This is a genomic window from Amycolatopsis sp. NPDC114484 (assembly GCF_055633755.1).
The window spans coordinates 259,684-275,536 of the sequence record NZ_JBVKDQ010000001.1 but is presented as its reverse complement, the minus strand read 5'-3'; the positions used below and the strand labels follow the sequence as shown (position 1 = coordinate 275,536).

Genomic DNA, 15,853 nt, shown 5'->3' with positions numbered 1-15,853 from the left:
GGTCTGGACCAGAGAGGGCCGACCAGCGCGAGATTGGTCCGCCCAGGTCACTGGGGCGGCTGCATTGCCTTCTGCAACGCCTCTAGCGCACGGCTGGCGGTTGACTTCACGGTGCCTTTCGAAATGCCCGCGGCTTCCGAAATCTCCGCTTCGCTCAGCCCTCCGTAGTAGCGCAGCACGAGCACCTCGCGCTGGCGCGGGGGAAGCTTCGACAGCGCGTTGACCACGGCCTGATGCTCGCTGGAGAGCATCGCGAGACTTTCCGCGGACCTGGCGTTCACCGCGTGCGGGGGCACGTACTCGCGCGCGGTCTTGCGCCGCCGCAGCACGCTGCGCGAGCCGTTGACCACCGCGGTGCGCAGGTAGCCGACCGCCGCCGCGGCGTCGCGCAGCCTGCCCCAGTTGCGGTGCAGCCCGGTGAAAGCCTCCTGCACGACGTCCTCGGCCGTGGCCGGTTCGTCGACCAGCAGGATGGCGAGCCGTACGAGCCGCATCCGGTGCTGCCGGTAGAGGTCTTCCAGGTTCAACGGGGCGGCCGGCGGCTGCGCCGGGACCGGTCCGTCCATGGTCCGCAGGTGGCCGAGGGTCGCCTCGACGCTGCGTTCCGCGTTCCCCTCCAGCATGTATCCCCGCCTGTCCTCGACGTGTCCGCTCAGCAGGCCCGTTGGTGCGCGATAGACACAGCGTGCACACAGGTTCCGCCCGCGCCTAGCCTATCGGGTTGGCCTTTCGCTGCCACCGCTCGCATGGTGCGTCCGCCCGGCGGTCACCGGTAGCGTCTGCGGCGTCACTGTCGTGCTCACCCCGGGAGTAAGCGCATGGCCTGGTACCTCGTCGAAATCCGTTACGTCCAGGAGAAGCTGGCCGACGTCCGGCCGCGGCACCGGGACTACCTGAAAGAGCACGTCGCGGCGGGCCGGGTCGCGGTGGCCGGGCCGCTCGCCGACAACTCCGGCGGCCTGGTGCTGTGGCAGGCCGAGGACGAGGCGGCGCTGGCCGAGCTGATCGACAACGACCCGTACGCGCTCGAGGGCGTGGTGGCCGAGCGCACCGTCCGCGAGTTCAAGCCGGTGCTCGGCGATTGGGTCCCTGAGCAGGGCTAAAGCTCCAGGACGGCGGGCCCGCGGTCGACGCAGATCCGCACGCGCCCGCCGTCTTCGGCCGCTACCTCACAGGTGCCGCAGAAGCCCTGGCGACACGAGTACGGCACGTCGGGCAGCACCTCGCGGACGACGTCGAGCGTGGAGCGGTCGGCAGGCACGTCGAGGGTCAGCCCGCTGCGGCGCAGGACCACGCGGAACGGTTCGCCGTCCACGATCGGCGGCGGCGAGAACCGTTCGAAGTAGACCGCGGCGGTACTTGTGCGGGCCAGGTCGACGCGGACGCCGGTGATCATCGGCACCGGGCCGCAGCAGTACACCGAGGCATCGGCGGGCATCTCCTCCAGCAGCTCCGCGCCGGACGCCGGGATGCCGAACTCCTTGTCCGGCCGGATCCGCACCCGCTCGGCGGGGAGTTCGTCGAGGAACGGCATCGACTCCCGGTCGCGGCCGGTGTAGACCAGTCGCCAGTCCGCGCCGCTCGCCTCCGCGCGATGCACCATCGGCAGGATCGGCGTGATCCCGATTCCGCCCGCGATGAAGTGATACGCGGGCGCGGTGACGAATGGGAAAGCGTTACGCGGCCCGCGCACCGTGACGCGAGTTCCGGCGGTGAGCGCGTGCACCTCGGCGGACGCGGAACCGATGCGCCGCACGGCAATCCGGTAGTGCGACAGGTCGGAAGGCGAGCCGCACAGCGAGTACTGCCGCACCATTCCCGAAGGCAGTATCAGGTCGATATGCGCGCCTGGCCGCCACTCGGGCAGCGGCGTCGAATCGGGTCGTACGAGGCGCAGGCTCACCACGCCGTCGGCCTCGGTGCGCACGGCTTCGACGACCAACGGCAGCCGACGGTCGACCTCCCGTACCGGCGGACGCCGTCGGCCGGAAATCTCCGCCAGCCGCCGGTAAGCCGCGCCGACCGCGACCAAAGTGGACATCAGCCGGTCGCGCCTGCCGCTGCCGTCGAGCCGGGGCGGGAACTGCGGTGCGGTCATCGCGGAGCGTCGGCGGCCTTGGCCGCGGGCGAACTCGCCAAGTACGCCACCGCCTGCTCGGTGTCGCCGGTTTCGGTGGGGTGATAGGACTTCCGGAAATACGGCCGGATCTCGCGCAGCAGTTCGCGCGGTCCCGGCAGCAACCCGAGGCGGGCGGCGCGGCGGTAGGCCCGCCAGTTCGCACGGCCGGGGCGCGTCGGGTCGTTCTTCATCAGGAATCGCGTACCCCGAAGGAAAACCCACGCCAGTACCGGCGTCACCACGATCATCGAACGCACTCGCCGACCGTAGCGGCCGTCGAGATGGCAGAACAGGTCGTAGGCCACCGACCGGTGCTCGACCTCCTCGGCGCCGTGCCAGCGAAGGAGATCCAGCATCGTCTCGTCGGCGCCGGCCGCGTCGAGGTCCTTCGCGTCGAGGATCCACTGGCCGAGAAACGCGGTGTAGTGCTCGATCGCCGCGACCAGCGCGAGCCGTTCGATCAGCCACTCCCGGCTCGCTCCGGGCCGGTCGCCGAGCAGCCGCCGGAACATCCACTCCATCTGCGCGATGTAGGGCCGTACGGAAACCCCGGCAGATTCCAGGTGTTCGGCCGCGCCGTCGTGCGCCTGCGCGTGCATCGCTTCCTGGCCGATGAACCCGAGCACGTCCTCCTTGAGCCGCTCGTCGCGGATCAGCGGGACGGCCTGCTTGAACACCTCGACGAACCAGCGTTCGCCTTCGGGCAGCGCCAGATGCAGCACGTTGATGCTGTGCGTGGCTTGCGGCTGCCCGGGAATCCAGTGCATCGGCAGCTTCGACCAGTCGAACTCCACGTCGCGCGCGTGGAGCACGATCTGTTCGTGGTCGGCACTCATGACCGGCCGCTCAGTTCGTAGTCGCTCGGCTCGACGCGGCGGGTCTCCAGCCAGTAGCGCCAGGTGAAGCCCGGCCAGATCGTCCGGTTGACGCCCTTCGCGTCGAGGTACCAGCTCTTGCAGCCGCCCTGGGTCCACACGCCCTTGACGAGCTTGTCCTGGATCTGTTCCTGGAACTCGTCCTGCACCGACGGCCGCACGTCCAGCGCCGCCGCGCCGCGGGAATCGGCCAGCCGGATCGCGTCGACCACGTAGCGGGACTGCGATTCGATCATGAACACCACGGAGTTGTGGCCGAGCGCGGTGTTCGGGCCGAGCAGGAAGAAGAGGTTCGGGAACCCGGACACGGTGATGCCCTTGTGTGTCTGGATCCCTTCGGTGGCCCAGGTTTTCGCCAGATCGCGGCCGCCGATGCCGGTGATGTCGAGGTATTCCAGCGCGTCGGTCACCTTGAAGCCGGTGCCGTAGATGATCGCGTCGACCTCGTGCTCGACCCCGGCGGTGTCGACGATGCTGTGCGCGCGCACCTCGGCGATACCGTCGGTGACGACGTCGACGTTCGGCCGGTCCAGTGCCGGGAAATAGTCATTCGACAGCAGGACGCGTTTGCAGCCCATCGTGTAGTCGGGCGTGACTTTCCGGCGCAGCGCTGGGTTTTTGATGCCCTTCGCGATGTGCCTGCGCGCGAGAATCTCGGCGGCCTGCATGAGTTTCGGATGCCCGTTGAACCCGATCGCACGGGATTCGAGCATCCAGTACAACGCGTTGCGGTACAGCCGTTGCGTGCCCGGCACGCGCTTGAACAACTGCCTGGCCCAGCCCGGCATCGCGTGGTCGGGCTTCGGCATGATCCACGGCGGCGTGCGCTGGAACAGCGTCAGTTCGCCGACCTCGGGCGCGATCTTCGGCACGAACTGCACCGCGCTCGCGCCGGTGCCGACCACCGCGACCCGCTTGCCCGCCAGGTCGAACTCGTGGTTCCACTGTGCCGAATGCCAGGTCTGGCCCTTGAACTTGGAGATCCCCGGCAGTTTCGGGATCTGCGGGATGTGCAGCCCGCCAACGCCGGCGACGAGGAACTGCGCGGAAAACTCGGTGCCGCCCTTGGTCTCCACCGTCCAGCGGCGTTCGCCCTCGTCCCAGTTCGCGCCGGTGATCTCGACGCCGAACCGGATCTTCTCGCGAAGCCGGTACTTGTCGGCCACGCCCTTGAGATAGTCGAAGATCTCCGGCTGCGGCGAGAACGACCGGCTCCAGTCCGGGTTCTGCGCGTAGGAGAACGAGTACATGTGCGACTGCACGTCGCACGCGCAGCCCGGGTACGAGTTGTCCCGCCAGGTTCCGCCGACCTCGTCGGCCTTCTCCAGGATCACGTAATCCCGGATGCCCGCTTTTTCGAGCTGGATCGCCTGGCCGAGCCCGGAAAACCCGGTGCCCACGATCACGACCTTGAACCGCTCGGTCATCTTGTCGGCCTCCGCTGCGCTGGGGGTCTGGCAGCGTTGATGTTACCTCAGGTAACAGTTACTTAAAAGTACTTCCTACTCGTCAGTACCACTCGGCAGCCGGTAGACCACCAGCGTCTGCTCCGGCCGCTCGGCCACGTGGAACGCGGCGTGCGTCGCGGTGACCACGCCAAGCCGGGGGTGTCGAAAGCGCTTGTGACCTGCGTGGCTGAACTGGATTTCGTAGTGCGGCCACCACTCGCGCACCTCGGGACTCGCCTCGGTCAGTTCGGCCACGAGCCGGGTCACGCGCGGGTGCTCGGGATGCCGCCCGGTGATCGCCCGCAGCCGGGCCAGGATGTTGCGCGCCTCCTGCTCCCAGTCGACCAGGACCTCGCGGGCGGCGGGCTCGGTGAACATCCAGCGGACGACGTTGGCGCCCGGCTCGATGTTCCGGAACAGCTCCGCGGCGGCGTCGTTGTACGCGAGCAGGTCGTAACAGATTCCGGTGACGTACGCGGGGTTGTCGCCCAGCATCGCCGGGACGCCCGCGACCTCGGGCGCAGCCTCTTCGGGCGCGTCCTCGGGGGTCTTTCCGCCGTCGGCGAGGCGGCGCAGGTGGTCCTGTTCGGCGCTGGTCAGCCGCAGTGCGCGGGCGAGAGCGTCGAGCACCTGGTCGGACGGGCGGACGTCGCGGCCCTGCTCGAGATAGGTGAGCCAGGTGGCACTGATCCCGGCCAGCAGGGCCAGCTCCTCGCGGCGCAATCCGGGCGTGCGGCGGCGTCCGGTGACCGGCAGGCCCGCGTCGGCCGGGGCGATCCGCTCGCGGCGGCTGCGCAGGAAGGTGCCCAGTTCGACGCTCACCCTAGAACCTCCAGTACCAGAATAACGCGATTCTGGATACCAGCTTAACGCCGCGCGAGGCTTGTCCCATGCGAGCTTGGACTGTTGCTTCACAAGACGACGACCTGCGCCTCTCCGAGGTCCCGGAACCCGTTCTCCAGGGCGGCGGCGTGATCGTGGAGGTGCTCGCCGCGCACCTCCCGGCTTACACGAAAGCGGTCGTGACGGGCGGTCGCGGCGGCCTGCTGACCCCGCTGATCCTCGGCCCCTCGTGCATCGGCCGCGTGACTGACGTCGCGCCGGACGTCTTCCATGTCGCGCCGGGTGACCTCGTGCTGGACACGGCGCTGCTCAACGCGGGCGACGGCGACGAGATCCTGGTCGGCTGGGTCGGCCTTGGCGGTTCCGGCGGCAACGAGCGCACGAACCGCCTGCGCGAGGTGTGGCGGGATGGCACCTTCGCGGAGAAAGCATTGTGCGCCAAGGAAACGATGGTCAAACTGCCCGGTGCGGAGAATTACCCGGACCCGGCGCGGCTGGCGTTTTTGCCCTGGCTCTGCGTTGCCGCTGCGGGACTGCGCTCGGCGGGTCCGCTGGCCGGACGCGACGTCGCGGTGATCGGCGCGACCGGTCAGATGGGCGGCGCGGCGGTGCTGCTGGCGCTGGCCGAAGGCGCGGCGACGGTGACCGCGGTGGGCCGCAACAAGGTGGCGCTCGACCGGCTGGCCGAACTCGGCCCGCGCGTGCGCACCCACCAGCTGACCGGTGATCGCGCGGCGGACGCGGCGGCGATCGGACCGGTCGACATCGCCCTCGACACTCTCGGCGCCACGCCCACGGCGGACGCGACGATGGCCGCCTACGACAGCCTGCGCGTGCGCGGCACCCTGGTGCTCGTCGGCGGCGTACGCCAGGACCTCACCATTCCGTACGGCGACTTCATGCACCGCAGGCTCACCCTGCGCGGTTCCTGGATGAGCGACGACGAGACGGTGACGAGGGTGTGGAACATGGTCCGCTCGGGCGTACTGGACCTCTCCGCGGTGGAGTTGTTGAAGGCGAGCCTCGACGACCCGGAAACCGCGCTTGACCTGGCGGAACATACTTCAGGACTGAGCTTCGTGGTGCTCGTTCCTTAGTAGGTGCCGCCGAGTTTCGAGTGGTCCCAGCTCGCGATCTTCGTCGGACGCAGGATCAGCCCGACCCGCTTCGGCGCCTGCCGTTCGATGAAGGTCCGCAGCTCGTCGGGCACCGGCGCGCCCGGCTCGGCCCCGGAGTAGCGCATCATCAGCGCGATCCCCATCGCCGTGACCTGGTCGGTGTCCTCGACGAACTCGACGTCGGCCTCGAAGGAAAGCCCGCGCAGCTGGTCGTACGCATCGCCGCTTTCGATCAGCACGGTCGCTTCGGGCAGCCGTCGCAGGTTCTTCGCCTTCTGAGAGGTGCCATACGTCCACGTCGCGACCCCGCCCTCGTGCGGGTAGTACCAGAGGGCGGTGAGGTGCGGCCTGCCGTTCGGGCCGACCGAGGCCACGTTGATGACCTTCTGCTCGGCCAGGTAGGCCTGCGCCTCGTCCGGAGTCATCCGGATCTGGTCGCGACGGGACATGGCGCTCCTCAGCTGCGCTTCGTGGCCGCGCGCCCGCCGTGGCCGTTGACCGACGACTCGAACGCACCGCGCTCCTCGACGTCCTTCAGCGCGGCCCGGTCCGCTGCCGGCACGCGGGTCCGCGCGCCCAGTTCGACGATCGGGGGCAGGAACGAGCGCAGCAGCTTCAGGCCGCCGACCCAGCGTGGCACGTGGATCGTCCTGGCGCGGCGCAGAATCCCGGCCTCCAGGTCGTCGAGCGCGACGTCCAGCGGGTAGGTCTTGCCGAGCAGGCCCGGCATCCCGGAACGCAGTTTGCCGAAGACCGGGTGCGCGTCGGCGCTTTCGACCAGGTCGGTGCGGATCCAGGTCGGGTGCGCGACGCCGACCTTCACGCCGAGGTGCGCGACCTCCGCGCGGAGGCTGTTGCAGAACGCCTCGACGCCCGCCTTCGCGGCGGCGTAGTTCGCCATGCCGGGCGCGTGCGTGATCGCGGCGAGCGAGGAGATGCCGAGCAGGTAGCCGCGGCGTTCGATGACGTGCGGGAGCGTGACGCGGAACGTGCGCCAGACGCCGAGCAGATCGACCTCGATCACCCGCTCGAACGCGGCGCGGTCCACCGAGCGCACGAATCCGGCGGTCGCGATGCCCGCGTTGGCGATGACGATGTCGATGCCGCCGAAGTGCTCGACCACGCCCTCGGTGACGCGCTCGAGGTCGTCCCAGCTGGTCACGTCGGCTTCCCAGGACTTCGCGCTCGGCCCGATCCGCTTGGCGACCGCCTCCTGCTCGGCGGCTTCGAGCCCGACGAGCGCGACCTTCGCCCCGCGCGCGGCGAGCCGCTCGGCCAGGCCGGCTCCGATCCCGCGAGCGGCTCCGGTGATGAGCACGACCTTGCCGTCGACCTGCTTCTGAGCCACGGTGCCCTCCTGAGCCGGTTTTGCCTGTCCGGAGGGCACCGTACAACAACCTACCCGCAGTAAGCTACTGTTCGGTAAGTATCAGTTCGACGCTTCGCCCAAAGCGGTGAGTTCGGCGTCGGTCAGGGTCAGCTCGACTGAAGCCAGCAGGTCAACGAGCTGCTCCGGGGTGCGCGCGCTGGCGATCGGCGCGGCGACGGTCGGCTGCTGACGGAGCCACGCGAGCGCGACGCTGGCGACCGACGCGTGATGCGCGGCAGCCACTTCGTCCAGCGCGGCGAGCACTCGTTCGCCCCGGGCGTCGAGGTATTTCAGCGCGCGCGGGGCTCGCGGCGAGTCGCCCGGCTCGTCCTTCGAGCGGTACTTGCCGGTGAGGAATCCCATGGCCAGCCCGAAATACGGGAGCGTCACCAGATTCTCGCGGGCGACGAGCGGGGCCAGCTCACGCTCGTAATCGCGCTCGACCAGGTTGTAATGCGGTTGCAGGGCAACGTATCGGGCGAGGTTGTTCTGGTCCGAAATGGACAGTGCGGCTGCGAGCCGGTCCGGTTCGTAGTTGGACGCCGCGATGTAGCGGACCTTGCCGTCGCGCACGAGCTGGTCGAACGCGGCGAGGGTTTCTTCCAGTGGGGTGTCGAGATCGTCCTTGTGCGCGTAGTACAGGTCGATGTGGTCGGTTCGCAGGCGGCGCAACGATTCCTCGACCGCTTCGGCGATGTTCTTCGCGGCGAGGCCGGGCCGCTGCTCCCCCGCGCCGACCTTGGTGGCGATCACGACGTCGTCGCGGCGGCCGCGCTTGGCGAGCCAGTCGCCGATGATCGTTTCGGAACCGCCCCCGCCGCCATAGGTGTTGGCTGTGTCGAGGAAGTTGCCGCCGGCCGCGGTGTACGCGTCGAGAACAGCGAATGACGTGGGTTCGTCCGCTGTGTGGCCGAAGACGTTGCAGCCGAGGTTGAGGCCGTGGATGTCCAGTTCCGTGGAGCCGAGCTTGGTCATGCTTTCGAACCTAATCCGGCCGGGACGGGAGGAAAACCGGGTTCTCGCGCGTTGGGCGGGACATGGCTATCGAACTGGGCAAGCTAGGCGTATGGCGGATGTCGACCGCGGTGGACGGCGAGTTCGCCGCCGAGGTGGAGAAACTGGGCTACGGCACGATCTGGCTCGGCGGTTCCCCCGGCGGCGACCTGGCGATCGTCGACGAACTGCTGGCCGCGACCGAGCGGATCAAGGTCGCCACCGGAATCGTCAACATCTGGGCCGACGCGCCCGAGGACGTCGCGCGGGCGTTCCACCGCATCGAGGGCAAGTACCCCGGACGGTTCCTGCTCGGCGTCGGCGCGGGCCACCGCGAGCACACGCAGGAGTACAAGAAGCCGTACGCGGCGCTGGTCGAGTACCTGGACGCGCTCGACGCGGCCGGGGTGCCCAAGGAGTCGCGCGCGCTGGCCGCGCTCGGCCCGAAGGTGCTCGAACTCGCTCGCGACCGCACCGCCGCCGCGCACCCGTATCTGACCACTCCGGAGCACACCCGGGCCGCACGGGAAATCCTCGGGTCCGCCGCCGTGCTCGCACCCGAGCAGAAGGTCGTCTTCGACACCGATCCGGAGCGAGCGCGGGAGACCGGTCGCAAGACCGTGCAGTTCTATCTCGGCCTGTCCAACTACACCGCGAACCTGCGTAAGTACGGGTTCTCCGAGGAGGACATCGCCGGGCAGGGCAGCGACCGCCTGATCGACGCGCTCGCCGTCCACGGCGACGGGAAAGCGCTGGCCAAGGGCCTGCAGGCGCACCTCGACGCGGGGGCGGAGCACATCAGCGTGCAGTCGCTGGACGACGATCCGTTCCCTGCCTACCGGGCAATCGCGGCGGAGCTGCTCTGAATCGCTCCAGTCGGTTTCGTCTCGTGTGAGGTAGGACCGGTCGGCGCGGCCGGTCCACCTCGTACGATGCCGCTGTAGAAGCCAGTCGTCTCGAGGAGGAACCGATGCCCATCGCCACCCCCGAGGTGTACGCGGAGATGCTCGACCGGGCGAAGGCGAACGAGTTCGCCTACCCGGCCATCAACGTGACCTCGTCGGAAACCGTGAACGCCGCGATCCGCGGGTTCGCCGAGGCGGAGAGCGACGGGATCATCCAGTTCTCCACCGGCGGCGCGGAGTTCGCGTCCGGGCAGAAGGTGAAGGACATGGTTGTCGGCGCGACCGCGCTGGCCGAGTTCGCTCAGGTGGTCGCGGCGAAGTACGACGTCAACGTCGCGCTGCACACCGACCACTGCCCGAAGGACAAGCTGGACGGCTTCGTCCGCCCGCTGATCGAGATCTCCGCCGAACGCGTCCGCGCCGGCGGGCTGCCGCTGTTCCAGTCCCACATGTGGGACGGTTCGGCGATCGACCTGGACGAGAACCTGGAGATCGCGCAGGAACTGCTCGCCAAGGCCGCGGCGGCGAACATCATCCTCGAGGTCGAGATCGGCGTCGTCGGCGGCGAGGAAGACGGCGTCGAGGCGGAGATCAACGAAAAGCTGTACACCGCCGAGGGCGACTTCCTGAAGACGATCGACGCGCTCGGCGCCGGCGAGAAGGGCCGCTACCTGCTGGCCGCGACGTTCGGCAACGTGCACGGCGTGTACAAGCCGGGCAACGTGAAGCTCCGCCCGGACGTCCTCAAGGGCGGCCAGGAAGCAGCGGCGAAGAAGCTCGGCCTGGACGCCGGCTCGAAGCCCTTCGAACTGGTCTTCCACGGCGGCTCGGGCTCCCTGCCGGAGGAAATCCGCGAGGCGGTGTCCTACGGCGTGGTGAAGATGAACGTGGACACCGACACGCAGTACGCGTTCACCCGCCCGATCGCGGACCACTTCTTCAAGAACTACGACGGTGTGCTGAAGATCGACGGCGAGGTCGGGAACAAGAAGGTCTACGACCCGCGCAGCTACCTGAAGGCCGCCGAAGCGGGCATGGCGACCCGGGTGGTCGAGGCTTCGCAGGCGCTGGGCTCGGCCGGCCAGAAGCTGGGCTGACGGGGTTTTCTGGTGAGGAGGCCGTCTCGATCTTTTGGTCGGGGCGGCCTCCCTGCTTTTAGCCCACGAGACCGCTCTTCGCCGCATTCCTGAAACGGCCACTGGGGTGATTTTCGGGTACTTTGGCGGGCTTTTGCGCTGCACCCAGGTCATAGTGTGATCGGAGGGTCACAATGTGTGGGGGTGCGATGAGTGGGTTTGAGGTCGTGATCGATGCGATCGAGAAGTCGTCTGAGGCCGCGAAGCGGTCCGCAGACGGTGCACGGTCTGTTGATCTGGCGGGCACTCTGGTTGGTGTCGCACAAGGGTTGCCCGGCGGGACGGCCATCGAGGCGGCGCGGATGCTCGGCGACATGTGGGGGCGAGAGCTGCTTGCCTGGACGAAAAACATGGACGAGTACGCCGACCAGCTTACGGCGGCGGCCCGCCGCTACCGGACGGACGACCAGGCAGCAGCACATGATCTGCGGGTTGTCCCGGTGCACGGCGGGCCGAGGCCGGTCTGATGGTCGTGTGGGCGGATGTGCGGCGCTGGAACGCCGCGGCGATCGGCGGAGTTTCTGATGCGCTTAACCAGCGCTGCAACCAGTTGCTCGCGCTGAACGATGATGTGGAGAACGCGGCGAAGTTCGATGGCTGGACGGGTGATGCCGCAGGTGCTGCGTCAGCCAGGGACAACTCGCTGATCTCGACTCTGGAACGGCGGGTAGCCGAGGCGTCCGCAGTCCGTCGAGGCGCGCACGAGGCGCAAATCGCGGTCGAGCGCATTGCGGCCGTGGTGGCTGAGACCGATGAGCTGGCCCGGACGAACTCGTGGGTGATCGGAGGCGACGGCGCGGTGGTCGCACCGCCGACATCCGGTCCGCCCCCGCCCCCGGACGTGGCAGCACAGCGCGAGAAAATCCGGGTTGAACTCGTGGACCGGGTCGAACAGGTCCTCCGCAGAGCGAACGACGTGGATGCTGACCTAGCCGCGATCCTGACCCGGACGCTGCGCGGGGAGATAACCGAGCGGGATGCAGGCACACTCGCTCAGGCTGCCGCAGCGGGTGCCGCGCAAAGCGGGCTCTCGATCATCGGTCCGCCCGAAGGCGGAACTCCGGGCGACAACAAGGCCTGGTGGGACACCCTCTCCGACACCGCGAAGGCTACGATCCTGCGGGATTCGCCCGATCTGGTCCGCAACCTGGACGGCGTCCCGATCGTGGATCGGGACGCGGCCAACCGGGCGGTGCTCCAGCGGGAGATCGGCAAGCTCCAGGCAGAAGCGACGGAGATCTCCAGAGCCAATCCGAACGACCCGCGTTCCCCGCATCAGACCGATTGGCCAGGCAAGGAAAAGCTCGACGAGATCGCGGGCAAGCTCAACGGCCTGCGTGCGATCGAGGAACGGCTCACCAACATCGGCCCGGGCGGGAGGCAGACTTTCTTGATTGGCTTGGACGCGAGCGGGGACGGCAAGGCAATTGTCTCGGTAGGCAACCCGGACACGGCGAAGAACGTCGCCACCTACGTTCCCGGTACCGGCGCGGAACTTGGCAAGATCAAAGGCGAGATGGACCGTTCCGACCGCATGTTCGACTCCGCGGCGAAGGCCGGGTCGGCGTCCACCGCGGTGGTTTCCTGGGTCGGTTACGACGCACCGGATGATGTGGCGCCCAACGCGATGAGCGGTGACTACGCGGACGACGCGAAGAAAGACCTCGACCGCTTTCAGGACGGGCTCCGGGCGACCCACCAGGGTGCGCCGTCGCACAACACGATGATCGGCCACAGCTACGGAACCACCGTCATCGGCCATGCCGCACGCGACGAGCACCTCAATGTCGACGACATCGTTTTCGTCGCCAGTCCTGGCGTCGGCGTCAACCAGGCCAGCGAACTCGGGATTCCGGCAGAGCACGTTCACTCCACGGTGGATTCGCACGATCCGATCCAGCTCGCGCCTGTGCACGGCATCGAGCCGCAGAACTTCAGCGACGCCAACACGTTCAGCTCGGGACCAAGCGATCCGAAGCAGAGCACCGAAGGGCCGTGGTACGCATTCGGTTACAACGCAGCCGCTCACTCGATGTATTGGGATCCCGGAAACAAGGCGCTCAACAACATGGGGCGCGTTATCGCCGGCCAACCAACCTTCTAACCGTGAAAAGCCGCCGGAAACCCACCGCCGTGATCTACCTGGCGGCGCTCGCCGTCCTGACGTGGTCTGTGAGCGCGTGCGGTACGGGAGGAGACGGAATGCAACCAACGATCACCATCGAACAGGCCAACCAGCAGGTTGAGGAGTACTCGAAGAAGGCACGCGAAGCGCTGCCCGCGGAGGCTCGGTACTCGTTGTTCGCATCGGAACAGCGGGGCGACTGCGACGACCCTAGCGACAACGGTCCCAAGAACAGGGTTCTCGCCAGTCGGACCTACCAGGTCGAAGGGCTGGCGAAGGACAAGATCCCCACGTATTTCGACGCCCTTCGCACCTGGTGGCAGAACCACAACTTCCGGGTGCTCGACAACAATCCGCCGAACGAGTACCTCTGGGTCGAGAACAACGCGGACAGTTTTCGTATGGCGCTTGAAGCTAACCCGCAAGGTGGCTTGTTCCTCACCAGCACTTCACCTTGCGTATGGCCGAACGGAACGCCGATCCCTGAAGCACAGGGGCTCGCCGAACCAATGACCGAAACCGGCGTCGCTCAGGGGGACCCGCGGCCGCCCGAGCCTGCTGCTGGAGCGGAGCCCGGACAACCACGTAAGGCCCGCCAGCGGCCGCGACCAGCAGCCGACGATGAGGAGGATTTCTCACAGACTGACTGGACTGACGACAGCGCGTACTGACTCGTCTGACCAAATGTTTCCGTTTGCTCGGGAAGGTTGCTCGGCCGCGCGCAATCGTTTTGATCAGTTCGGAGAATGGACTGCCCTGGTTGACGGCTTCGCGCCGCATCGGTTGGCTGGACCGTGACGAGGGAGGAACTCCATGGCCTACACCGGAGTAGTGACCATCGGCGGCCCAGCTGACGTGCGGGAGACCAGCGGCTTGACCATCTCGAAAGTCTCAGTCGGCACGATCGACAACAACGCTTACCTGCTGCGCTGCCGCGCCACCGGCGAACAGTTGCTCATCGACGCGGCCGCCGACTCGCAAACCCTCCTCACCCTGGCCGGCGACGACGGTCTCGCGTCGATCGTGACGACGCACCAGCATTGGGACCATTGGATCGCGCTCGCGGAAGTCGCGGAGGCAACCGGTGCCCGTACTTATGCTGGCCGCGACGACATCGACAGGATCAAGGCACGCATCGGACGGCGACACCATCCGAGTCGGCGAGGTCGAGCTGACGGCGCGGCACCTCGTCGGCCATTCGCCCGGCAGCATCGCGCTCGTTTACCGCGACCCGGAAGGGTTTCCGCACGTCTTCACCGGTGATTCGCTGTTTCCGGGCGGAATCGGTAATACGGAGAAGGACCCGGCCCGGTTTGCGTCGTTGCTCAAGGACGTGGAGGAGAAGATCTTCGGGGAGTTGCCGGACGAGACGTGGTTCTACCCGGGGCATGGCGGCGATTCCACGCTGGGCGCGGAACGTCCGAAGCTTCCCGAGTGGCGCGAACGCGGCTGGTGAACGGTCCGATCACCAATCCGTCACCGAAAGCACCGCCGGGAACTCGTCGGTGAAGTCATCCGTCCGACGTCGAGGCAGATCAATCACGACCCCCTCCGCCGTCCGCGTCCACGACAACGGCCGGGAATGTCCTCCCAGAAGTCGGACCTGCGACCGGTCACCGATCGGAACATCCCCCGGCACAAGAAGCCGCGCGCCGGGCCATTGGAGCGGGATCAGGTGGAACGCTCCGCGCGTGCGGGTGTAGCAGAGGTCGCCGTCCATTGCCCGGGTCCAGGGCGTCGAACCGTAGATCGCGCGGCCGTTCAGGCGCAGCCAGCGGCCCATGTCCAGCAGGCGCGAACTCATCCAGTCCGCGATCGTGCCGTCCTCGCGTGGGCCGATGTTGAGCAGCAGGTTTCCGTTCTTGCTCACCACTTCGGCCAGAAGGCGGATCAGCTGCACGGATGATTTGATCTTCGCGGGATCCTCGTTTTCGTTGTACCCCCAGGATTTTCCGATGTTCAGGCAGGCTTCCCACGGATCGGGCCGGAGGACGTACTTCTTGTTATCCCCTTCCACGGTAGCGAAATCCGCGTGCGAAGCCTCGAAGCGGTCGTTTGCCAGGACGCTCTTCGGGTGCGGGCGGTCGGCGGCATTGCGGTAGTAATAGGACAGGATTTCGTCGCTGCGCCAGTCCCAGTTCTTCGGCCGGAAGATCGGGCCGCCGCCGAATTCGTGGTAGCCCTGGCCGTCTGCCCACAGCAGGTCGGGGTCGTACTGGTCGATGAGGGTTTTCAGGTGTGCGTGCTCGTATTGTGTCACGTAGTCGGTGACTGGGCGGTAGCCGGTGTAGTCGATTTCCGCGCCGGTGTAAGGGTTTCTGGGGGCGGTGCCGAGCGCGGGGTTGTAGAACTCGCCCAGCGAGTAGTAGAGGCCGCGTTTGAGGCGGGTGTGTGCGGCAGCCGAGAAGAGTTCGCCGACCAGGTCGCGGCCTGGGCCGAGGCGGACGGAATTGCGGTCGGAGACGGTGTTGCGGAACAGCTGAAAACCGTCGTGGTGTTTGGAGGTCAGGACGAAGTACCGGGCTCCGGCTTGTTCGAACAGGCGCACCCAGGAGTGCGGGTTGTAGCGGCGGGCGGTGAAGCGTGGGATGAACTGGTCGTACGCGAAATCCGCGCCGTAGGTTTTCAGGTGGTGGTCACGGGTTCCGGTGCCGCGCGCGGGATCCGTGACGTTCATGGCGTACAGGTACCACTCCGCGGCGTGTTTGGCGTCGCCCCAGGCTGCGGCTGAGTAGGCACCCCAGTGGATGAAGATGCCGAATTTGGCGGAGGGGTACCACGGGGTGGCGGCGGGGGCGGCGGATGCCGGGGTCGCGGTGAGTCCGAGCAGTCCGGCGGCACCCGCTGCGGCGAGCACGCTGCGGCGGCTGATTCTTGGCTGGTCCATGACGCATCCACTCCCGTTGCGGCGGCGGTCATCGG

At 67.6% G+C, this 15,853-nt stretch carries 16 protein-coding genes and 1 pseudogene; 8 read left to right on the top strand and 9 right to left on the bottom strand.

Annotated features, from left to right (window positions below; genetic code table 11):
- Positions 1 to 47 precede the first annotated feature (47 nt).
- Positions 48 to 623, bottom strand: a complete 576-nt coding sequence (locus ACZ7SW_RS01380) for a SigE family RNA polymerase sigma factor (protein ID WP_378303647.1) — start codon at positions 621 to 623, stop codon at positions 48 to 50.
- 195 nt (positions 624 to 818) lie between these two features.
- On the opposite strand from ACZ7SW_RS01380, the gene ACZ7SW_RS01375 reads away from it, so the two are divergent.
- Positions 819 to 1,103, top strand: a complete 285-nt coding sequence (locus ACZ7SW_RS01375; protein ID WP_470228455.1) for a YciI family protein — start codon at positions 819 to 821, stop codon at positions 1,101 to 1,103.
- Here the strand turns inward: ACZ7SW_RS01375 and ACZ7SW_RS01370 are convergent.
- The 4 genes from ACZ7SW_RS01370 to ACZ7SW_RS01355 form a co-directional block, all read right to left on the bottom strand.
- The gene (locus ACZ7SW_RS01370; RefSeq protein WP_470228454.1) at positions 1,100 to 2,098 is read right to left on the bottom strand and encodes a PDR/VanB family oxidoreductase; all 999 of its coding nucleotides are present in this window, start codon (positions 2,096 to 2,098) and stop codon (positions 1,100 to 1,102) included. The two genes, ACZ7SW_RS01375 and ACZ7SW_RS01370, sit on opposite strands and share 4 nt — an antisense overlap.
- The gene (locus tag ACZ7SW_RS01365; RefSeq protein ID WP_470228453.1) at positions 2,095 to 2,955 is read right to left on the bottom strand and encodes a metal-dependent hydrolase; all 861 of its coding nucleotides are present in this window, start codon (positions 2,953 to 2,955) and stop codon (positions 2,095 to 2,097) included. Before ACZ7SW_RS01365 ends, ACZ7SW_RS01370 begins: the two co-directional genes overlap by 4 nt.
- Positions 2,952 to 4,421, bottom strand: a complete 1,470-nt coding sequence (locus ACZ7SW_RS01360; protein WP_470228452.1) for a flavin-containing monooxygenase — start codon at positions 4,419 to 4,421, stop codon at positions 2,952 to 2,954. The genes ACZ7SW_RS01365 and ACZ7SW_RS01360 overlap by 4 nt, the downstream gene beginning before the upstream one ends.
- Positions 4,422 to 4,496: 75 nt before the next feature.
- The gene (locus ACZ7SW_RS01355) at positions 4,497 to 5,264 is read right to left on the bottom strand and encodes a helix-turn-helix transcriptional regulator (RefSeq protein WP_470228451.1); all 768 of its coding nucleotides are present in this window, start codon (positions 5,262 to 5,264) and stop codon (positions 4,497 to 4,499) included.
- Positions 5,265 to 5,332: 68 nt separating this feature from the next.
- Here ACZ7SW_RS01355 and ACZ7SW_RS01350 point away from each other — a divergent pair, with 68 nt between their 5' ends.
- Entirely contained in the window at positions 5,333 to 6,382 is a 1,050-nt protein-coding gene (locus ACZ7SW_RS01350; RefSeq protein WP_470228450.1) for a zinc-binding dehydrogenase, read from the top strand.
- Here the strand turns inward: ACZ7SW_RS01350 and ACZ7SW_RS01345 are convergent.
- The 3 genes from ACZ7SW_RS01345 to ACZ7SW_RS01335 form a co-directional block, all read right to left on the bottom strand.
- Positions 6,379 to 6,852, bottom strand: a complete 474-nt coding sequence (locus ACZ7SW_RS01345) for a pyridoxamine 5'-phosphate oxidase family protein (RefSeq protein ID WP_470228449.1) — start codon at positions 6,850 to 6,852, stop codon at positions 6,379 to 6,381. The genes ACZ7SW_RS01350 and ACZ7SW_RS01345 overlap by 4 nt on opposite strands.
- A gap of 8 nt (positions 6,853 to 6,860) precedes the next feature.
- Positions 6,861 to 7,751, bottom strand: coding sequence for an SDR family oxidoreductase (locus ACZ7SW_RS01340; RefSeq protein ID WP_470228448.1), 891 nt, complete (start codon positions 7,749 to 7,751; stop codon positions 6,861 to 6,863).
- A gap of 81 nt (positions 7,752 to 7,832) precedes the next feature.
- Positions 7,833 to 8,747 (bottom strand): aldo/keto reductase, encoded by a 915-nt coding sequence (locus ACZ7SW_RS01335; RefSeq protein ID WP_470228447.1) that lies wholly within the window; start codon positions 8,745 to 8,747, stop codon positions 7,833 to 7,835.
- Positions 8,748 to 8,809: 62 nt separating this feature from the next.
- Here ACZ7SW_RS01335 and ACZ7SW_RS01330 point away from each other — a divergent pair, with 62 nt between their 5' ends.
- From ACZ7SW_RS01330 to ACZ7SW_RS01305, 6 genes and pseudogenes are all read left to right on the top strand, one after another.
- Positions 8,810 to 9,631 (top strand): LLM class F420-dependent oxidoreductase, encoded by an 822-nt coding sequence (locus tag ACZ7SW_RS01330; RefSeq protein WP_470228446.1) that lies wholly within the window; start codon positions 8,810 to 8,812, stop codon positions 9,629 to 9,631.
- 104 nt (positions 9,632 to 9,735) lie between these two features.
- Positions 9,736 to 10,767 carry a class II fructose-bisphosphate aldolase gene (fbaA, locus tag ACZ7SW_RS01325; protein WP_470228445.1) on the top strand — a complete coding sequence of 344 codons (1,032 nt, stop codon included), beginning with the start codon at positions 9,736 to 9,738 and terminating at the stop codon, positions 10,765 to 10,767.
- Between the two features lie 188 nt (positions 10,768 to 10,955).
- On the top strand, positions 10,956 to 11,273 hold the full coding sequence (locus tag ACZ7SW_RS01320; RefSeq protein WP_470228444.1) for a type VII secretion target: 318 nt from the start codon (positions 10,956 to 10,958) through the stop codon (positions 11,271 to 11,273).
- Complete coding sequence (locus ACZ7SW_RS01315) at positions 11,273 to 12,910, top strand: alpha/beta hydrolase (protein WP_470228443.1); 1,638 nt, start codon at positions 11,273 to 11,275, stop codon at positions 12,908 to 12,910. The genes ACZ7SW_RS01320 and ACZ7SW_RS01315 overlap by 1 nt, the downstream gene beginning before the upstream one ends.
- 2 nt (positions 12,911 to 12,912) lie before the next feature.
- The gene (locus ACZ7SW_RS01310) at positions 12,913 to 13,602 is read left to right on the top strand and encodes a hypothetical protein (RefSeq protein WP_470228442.1); all 690 of its coding nucleotides are present in this window, start codon (positions 12,913 to 12,915) and stop codon (positions 13,600 to 13,602) included.
- Between the two features lie 142 nt (positions 13,603 to 13,744).
- A pseudogene (locus ACZ7SW_RS01305) lies at positions 13,745 to 14,387 on the top strand (MBL fold metallo-hydrolase).
- Between the two features lie 9 nt (positions 14,388 to 14,396).
- On the opposite strand, the gene ACZ7SW_RS01300 reads toward ACZ7SW_RS01305, so the two are convergent.
- Positions 14,397 to 15,818, bottom strand: coding sequence for an alpha-L-fucosidase (locus ACZ7SW_RS01300; protein WP_470228441.1), 1,422 nt, complete (start codon positions 15,816 to 15,818; stop codon positions 14,397 to 14,399).
- Positions 15,819 to 15,853 lie beyond the last annotated feature (35 nt).